Origin of the sequence: Eubacterium sp. MSJ-13, from assembly GCF_018918235.1 — a bacterium.
GTDB lineage: Bacteria > Bacillota > Clostridia > Lachnospirales > Lachnospiraceae > Butyribacter.
In genome coordinates this window covers 1-6,438 of sequence record NZ_JAHLQE010000102.1, presented here as the reverse complement: position 1 = coordinate 6,438, position 6,438 = coordinate 1, and the positions used below count along the sequence as shown (strand labels likewise).

Below are 6,438 nucleotides of genomic sequence, written 5' to 3'. Positions count from 1 at the left end.
TGTTATGAGCAAGTAGCAAAGCGGATTGCGAATATCCGCTTGACTTTTCGCTGTACTAATGAACAGTAACGAACTATATTTTACTTATTATTTTATAGCGGGCTGTCCATCACCTAAAGGAAATAGTTTTGTGTCCATGACAAACGAAAGGGGAATTTATGAATTTACAAGATACTAAAAAACGCAATGACATTATCCTTATTACATGCATTATCGTTGCTGCTCTCATTTGTTTTGCTGCTTATAAATTGTATTTCAATAAGTCTGGTAAGTTTGTTACAGTCAAGGTTGATGGCAAGATTACGGCTTCTTATCCTATTGATATTGATAAAACGATTACGATAAAGGGTGTGAATGGTGGCAAAAACATCCTGAAGATAAGCGGCGGCACAGCCGATATGACAGATGCCGACTGCCCTGACCAGACCTGTGTTAAAAAACATAGTATTAAATATGAGGGTGAAACTATCGTCTGCCTTCCTCATAAGGTTGTGATATCTATTGATAATTCTTCACAGAATAACGACGATGATGCACCTGATGCTGTTGTTAAATAATTTGAAATTTTCAAATAACTATAAAAAACTGTAATATGCGGGTGTTATATAAACACACTGCATATTACAGTTTTTTAAGTTTTTATAGTTAATAAGTGATTTAAGCCAAATAAGTCCATGATTTTGCGATACTTAAACTGAAAAATCATGGACTTATCTATAATCAGCAATAATAATTAAATAACATTCCACTATAAAGTGAAGTGATATATGAATAACCTACACCTTCCTTTGTATAGTTTGGATATGAAACAAGAAGTTTGTCTACATATTCCATAGGATCGAGTTTTACACTCTCACTTTTGCCGAGCAGACGCTTGGATAAATCTGAATCTGCCGAAAAAAGTTTCTGCATATCTCCATCGTTTATCGCCTGTGTGGCAAGTGATTCATCTATTTTCATCGTACCATCTTCTTCAAACAAAAGACCGCACGACTCCATTTCTGATTTAAACGGACCTACAAGATATTTGAGTTCAGATGCAAGTTTTGAACTTCTGTTAGTTATCTTTGCATAATTATCAGAACCTTCTATCATATAATTGTAGGCATCCTTTACCTTGTTTAAACTTGTAAGTATCTTTTCGCTGTCTGGTCTGTACTGAATACTTATATTATCCTCATCCATATTAGTACCTTTGAGCGATACTTTAAGAGCTTTTCCAATGGTAAATTCATTGGCAAGTGTACTTTTAGGGACACCGTCCATATAAAATTTTGAACTCGTAGCTCCTTTTTCAAGTTCATTCAAGCCAAAATATTCTACTATTCCGATCTTACCATCACTATTTCTGTCTGCAAGTGTAAATATCCTATCACCACCACTGCTTCCAGTCGCATCCGAAACGATACTCATCCTTACCGTATCATCACTTGCATCTGGTACTATCCCTACATTTAAACCGATATTAGCCTTGTTTATAAATGAAGCAACTCCGTTCATAACCTCAGCATTATCCGCATCTTTTTTGATGTTATACTGAAAATCATACATATCATCCAAAACACTTATCCTGAATTTGTATGTTCCACCCGGCAGGCTCTGACTTGCTGAGTGCATAGGATTTCCAATATTGTACTGCGGTGTGGCAAGATGTTCGATTTTCAAAGAAAATTCATCAGGAAGATTATCACTATCTTCATCTACAATCTCCACTCCTGCCTTTTCCGGATCTGATGCATATGCCTTCTTTTTTGAAAATACACCATCAGGTGATGTATCTGAAAGTTCCCTCAGACCTGTGCCAAGAAGCATTGATGATTCCTTGACACCAAGTGCATATGACTGCTTTGCATCAGTCAGCCTTACAAGATATATCGGAGATGTCTTTGTCTTTTTGGCAATCTGATTTACAACACTTCTAAGCTCTGATGCTTTGTGTGTATCGTATTTCGTCAATTCTTTTGGTCGATACTGTGTAAGCAGATGATTATAAACAGCGGTATCCATCTCGAACATCCCCTTTCCTTTTCATTTTTACATATTCTCTCTTCATTTTCATTATTGTCAAGCGGATATTCGCAATCCGCTCTGCTACTTGCTCATAACAATATTACTTTCATCTGAAAAATTGTATTCATATATAATTATACCATGACTTTCACTTTTTTTAAAGGGGGGATGAAGATTTATTTTATTAACTTTCTAACATTATCCAATTCATCATGAAGCAAATCATTTAGTGAAAAATTATTTATAACTTTACATCATTAATTTGCACTGTCCTCTGTAGATATATAATCTATGCTTTGTGCAAACGATGTAAGTTCCCCATTGTTTTTTGCATATTCAGGTACATTAAATATCATGCCCTTTTTTCTCTCCAAATGATAAACAGAATCAATACTGACAGGCAAAAATCCGGGTACTTTTCTTGAAATTATTATAAAATAATTTTTACTTTCCTTTAGGATGCTGCTCAAATCTCTCTTTTTAAATATCTCACAACACTCATCTATAACAAACAAATGTCCAACAACATTAAATATATTTTTATAATCTCCCTCAAATACTGTATCATTTCCTAAAATATGAACAGATTCCTTTTTCATTTTAAACCTGTCATCACTTATTTTTACAGATATGCCATGTATTCCTCGTTTATATTTTGTGAGAAGATTTCCAAGCAATGTTTTAAATGTTCCTGAATTGCCCAGTATAAAATTAAATTTGCCATGAAACTCCAGTTCAAAATGATAATTTCTGCTCTTAATACTTAATTGCATCTTCTATCACCTCTCTTACTGATTCAAGTTCAAATTCACGATAATTCAGATACTCTCTTTTCTTGACCAGACTGTACGCCCTAAATTTATTCTCATCAAAATTTATAAAATGCTGTAAATAGATCGTGATGTCCTTTTCTTCCGCTATCTCCAATAATAAATCAGTGCAGTTATCACCAAAAATAGTTCCCCATATCTGTATATTATCCAACATATTGCATATCATCAAGGCTTTAGAGCCGGTGGAAATCTCATATATTGAAAATGTAATATTTTCATTGTCATTATCCTGCATCCCCACAGGACTTATATGACAATTATCAATATCATGCAATATTCTTAAATTCCGCTTATTTTGAAGCCATCCTGTTTCAAACAGTTCTTCAAATTCGGCATCAATATAAAACATTGCATCTTCAGGACAACCATAACCTATTTTAAGCATTTAATAAATCCTTTCTTTTTCAGTTCTCAAAATATCTGTAATTTACTTACTGATTACTCCTCAAACACTACTTCTTCCAAAAACTTCGCTGCATCTCTTATGCAGTCCTGACAGCCTCTTAATACAATGCCTGTTTCTACACCTTTCAAATCTTTGCAGCGTGTTGCTTTGTTCTGGTCAATGAACTTCTTTAATATCTGTCTTGAATACTGATATGTTTCCCCTTTGCTTACAGGATTGTCAAGGTCTCCGCAGCTATTTTTCATTCCGGCTACAACACATGCGCCTGTAAGTGCACCACATGTTCCTTCCATACCGCCCATTCCAAGTCCTAATGCTTCTGTTGCCTTGAACATGCTCTCCTCGTCCATTCCCACAAGGTCACAGTATGTACAGGCAACTGCCTGTGCACAGTTATATCCTTTATTGTGTCTCTCTATTGTTTTCTCTACTCTTGTTTCCATGTCTTTGATTTCCTTTCTTTTATCTTTATTTTCATTATTGTACCACAAAACCTTTTTGACGTAATCATGCAGACAACTATATTATATAGAAGATAAATTATATACACAACCGTATTATAATATGCTGTTATATCAAACGCAAATCCACTTCCGCTTTCTGCCGCTGCATTTATCGTAACAACTGTTATTACAACTGCTGCCATACAATATATGAGCATTTCGACCATGTTTATCTTTTTTATCATGCCAGCTTTCATCCCAAGCTGCCTAAATGCCTGCCAGTCCTTTATCTTTATTTTCATAACCGCATCAAGTATTACCACTTCCAATATCGCCACAAACAAAAGCACCATAAATGCTATTCCCAGAGTAGCGAGTCTTTCTGATACTTTGTCATTGTCGTAACCGTCAAGTGACATTCTGTATGTACTGACTGCCTGATATTTTTTATCTAGTTCGTTTACCGCATCTATAACCTTATCAGTTTTTGCATAGTGTGTTATATAAACAGATGCCTGCCTGCTTTCATTTTTAAAATACTGATAATAGAGGTGCTTTGATATTTCAAGAAATGTTCCTGAATAATCTGTCATTTCACTGGTAAGTTCAATTTTTAAGCTGTCATTTTCATCACTCAGACTTCCATCATTTTCTCTTTTTTTGATATAGATAAGAGCCTTGCCTTTAAGTGCATTTACACTTTCTTTTATAGCGTTTACATCCACCCCTGAAAACCATACCGTCATATTACAGGATGCCCTTGCCTTTTCGCCCGAAGCAACGCCCCATCTGTAGTCATATTCTTTTAGTGCTTTTTTATCTTCTCTTATGTCCTGACTGCCATCATAAAGACCTTCATCCCTTGTCTCACTGTAAACCGGTCTTACCTGTGCTTTTCCCAGAAACCAGCCAATTTCTTTAAGATACTGATAAAACAATGTAAATTCTGCTTCGTCTGCGGGTGAAGTAAGCATATTGCAAAGACTTGTTGAAAAATATGCCTGTGTTGTTTTTTCCTTAAGGCATCCCGTTATTTTCATATCCTCATAATAATAGTCATCTGCATCCCAGATATTTTCTGCCGTAAAATAAAACCGCTTAGTCTGCCCCACTACCGATGTATCTTTTGAATATACCACAACCTCATTATTTTTCTTTGGCAGTCTGCCCGCTGCAAGCATTGAAGCAGTAATACAGCTTGATGACTTCATAAATTTATCAGCTTTTAAAAATTCAATATTCCGGTCTGCTGAAACAGCATTTTTTATTCCTTTTGCATAAGTGACCATTTTGTTAAATTCAGATACACTGTTTTTGTTTACTGTACCATAACTATATTTATAGTCTTTCCCCTCATCACAATAATAATTTATGTCATCCGCTCTGTCGCATATATCAGCCATACGCACATACTTTATTTTATTAAATTTCTCTATATCGTTTTTATTAAATGAACTTCCATCCTTTTTTATTACGGCAATTCTTGTCTTATCAGAATTTGCATAAACCCTATTATTATATTTTTTTGTCAGAGAGTCGTCTTTACTTGCATATATCAGACTTATAAATATAAATGACATAACTGATACAACACCAAAAAAACAGAGGAAAAACAATCCTCTGACTTTTTGGGTAAAAATATTTCTCTTAACAAAATACATAACTACAGATATGTCAGTTTTTTTATTTCGTTTCATGTCCATGTTATCAATCCTTTACTGCAAGTTCTGCTGGTGGTCTTGATATTATCTTGTTTACAGGAAGTATGCTGAGTATTATATTTACTGCAAAAATAATGATTATCAGCAACAGAACCGCCCACCACGGATATATCATTTTTATCTCAAGTGATGGCACTTGTGCCATGAATTTTATCACACCACTTGTTATGATAGCCCCCGGCAATACGGTATATGCACAGAGCATCATCATTTCAAGTACATATGCCTCTAGTATGCTGCCTTTTTCTATTCCAAGAAGTCTGTACACCGTCAGTTCTTCTATTTTAGAAACAGCATTTGATTTTATAGAGAAGTATATCATAATAAATGCGAGTACCGCAAGCGCAATCGTCACGATATTTTTTGTACCGACATTCATTTTACGCTTTTCTTTATATTTGTTAATCTGGTCATTATATTGGCATTTTACACTCGCTGTAAAATATTTTTTTCTGTAGGCCGATGCCTTTTTCTTGAAATATTTTATCGCACCGTCTACATCATCCGTATATATATCAAATGACTTTGAATATGCATTGTAGGTAGTCCGTATATTTTCACAGTCTTCCTCATTTGCAATATAATCTACATTTATATCATCATTGAAATATCCCACTATCTCAAATGTTCCATATCTCTGATCTGTAAACAAAAATGAACCCGTCATTTTTTCCTTGTTATATATGGATTTTCTCGCAAGCACTTTTCCATTTTCAAGTTTGGTATCTGATTTTATTCCACTGTCCTTTTTATCTGCATAAAGTCGTTTCATCTCATCAAGTGAAGCAAGATTCATAGCAGAATACGAAAGACCGAGCAGTTTATTTTCCTCCACAAATATATCCGGCTCTCCTGTGTCAGACACACCTGTTATCTTAAACTCGAGCTGATTTGCGGGTGATATTATCGTTGTTCCGACAAAATCTTCAACTTTTTTGTATAATGGTGCTATGGCACTGTCCGATTTCGTGAACTACCACCTACCTAAAGGTAGGTGGCTTCTAAAAGGTGCTTACGCACCTTCA

General features: G+C 34.9%; 7 protein-coding genes. 1 reads left to right on the top strand and 6 read right to left on the bottom strand.

From position 1 onward, the window contains the following. Positions 1–158 precede the first annotated feature (158 nt). Positions 159–557, top strand: a complete 399-nt coding sequence (locus KQI69_RS06545; protein WP_216564542.1) for a NusG domain II-containing protein — start codon at positions 159–161, stop codon at positions 555–557. Positions 558–720: 163 nt separating this feature from the next. Here the strand turns inward: KQI69_RS06545 and KQI69_RS06540 are convergent, their stop codons facing one another. From KQI69_RS06540 to KQI69_RS06515, 6 genes are all read right to left on the bottom strand, one after another. Next, on the bottom strand, positions 721–2,007 hold the full coding sequence (locus KQI69_RS06540; RefSeq protein ID WP_216564541.1) for a hypothetical protein: 1,287 nt from the start codon (positions 2,005–2,007) through the stop codon (positions 721–723). Positions 2,008–2,267: 260 nt separating this feature from the next. Continuing rightward, complete coding sequence (locus tag KQI69_RS06535; RefSeq protein ID WP_216564540.1) at positions 2,268–2,783, bottom strand: hypothetical protein; 516 nt, start codon at positions 2,781–2,783, stop codon at positions 2,268–2,270. Beyond that, complete coding sequence (locus tag KQI69_RS06530) at positions 2,767–3,228, bottom strand: DUF4869 domain-containing protein (protein WP_216564539.1); 462 nt, start codon at positions 3,226–3,228, stop codon at positions 2,767–2,769. The genes KQI69_RS06535 and KQI69_RS06530 overlap by 17 nt, the downstream gene beginning before the upstream one ends. Positions 3,229–3,281: 53 nt before the next feature. After that, positions 3,282–3,692 carry a C-GCAxxG-C-C family protein gene (locus KQI69_RS06525; protein WP_216564538.1) on the bottom strand — a complete coding sequence of 137 codons (411 nt, stop codon included), beginning with the start codon at positions 3,690–3,692 and terminating at the stop codon, positions 3,282–3,284. Continuing rightward, positions 3,677–5,389, bottom strand: coding sequence for a hypothetical protein (locus KQI69_RS06520; RefSeq protein WP_216564537.1), 1,713 nt, complete (start codon positions 5,387–5,389; stop codon positions 3,677–3,679). Before KQI69_RS06520 ends, KQI69_RS06525 begins: the two co-directional genes overlap by 16 nt. Before the next feature lie 10 nt (positions 5,390–5,399). Then, positions 5,400–6,278, bottom strand: coding sequence for an ABC transporter permease (locus tag KQI69_RS06515; protein WP_216564536.1), 879 nt, complete (start codon positions 6,276–6,278; stop codon positions 5,400–5,402). Positions 6,279–6,438 lie beyond the last annotated feature (160 nt).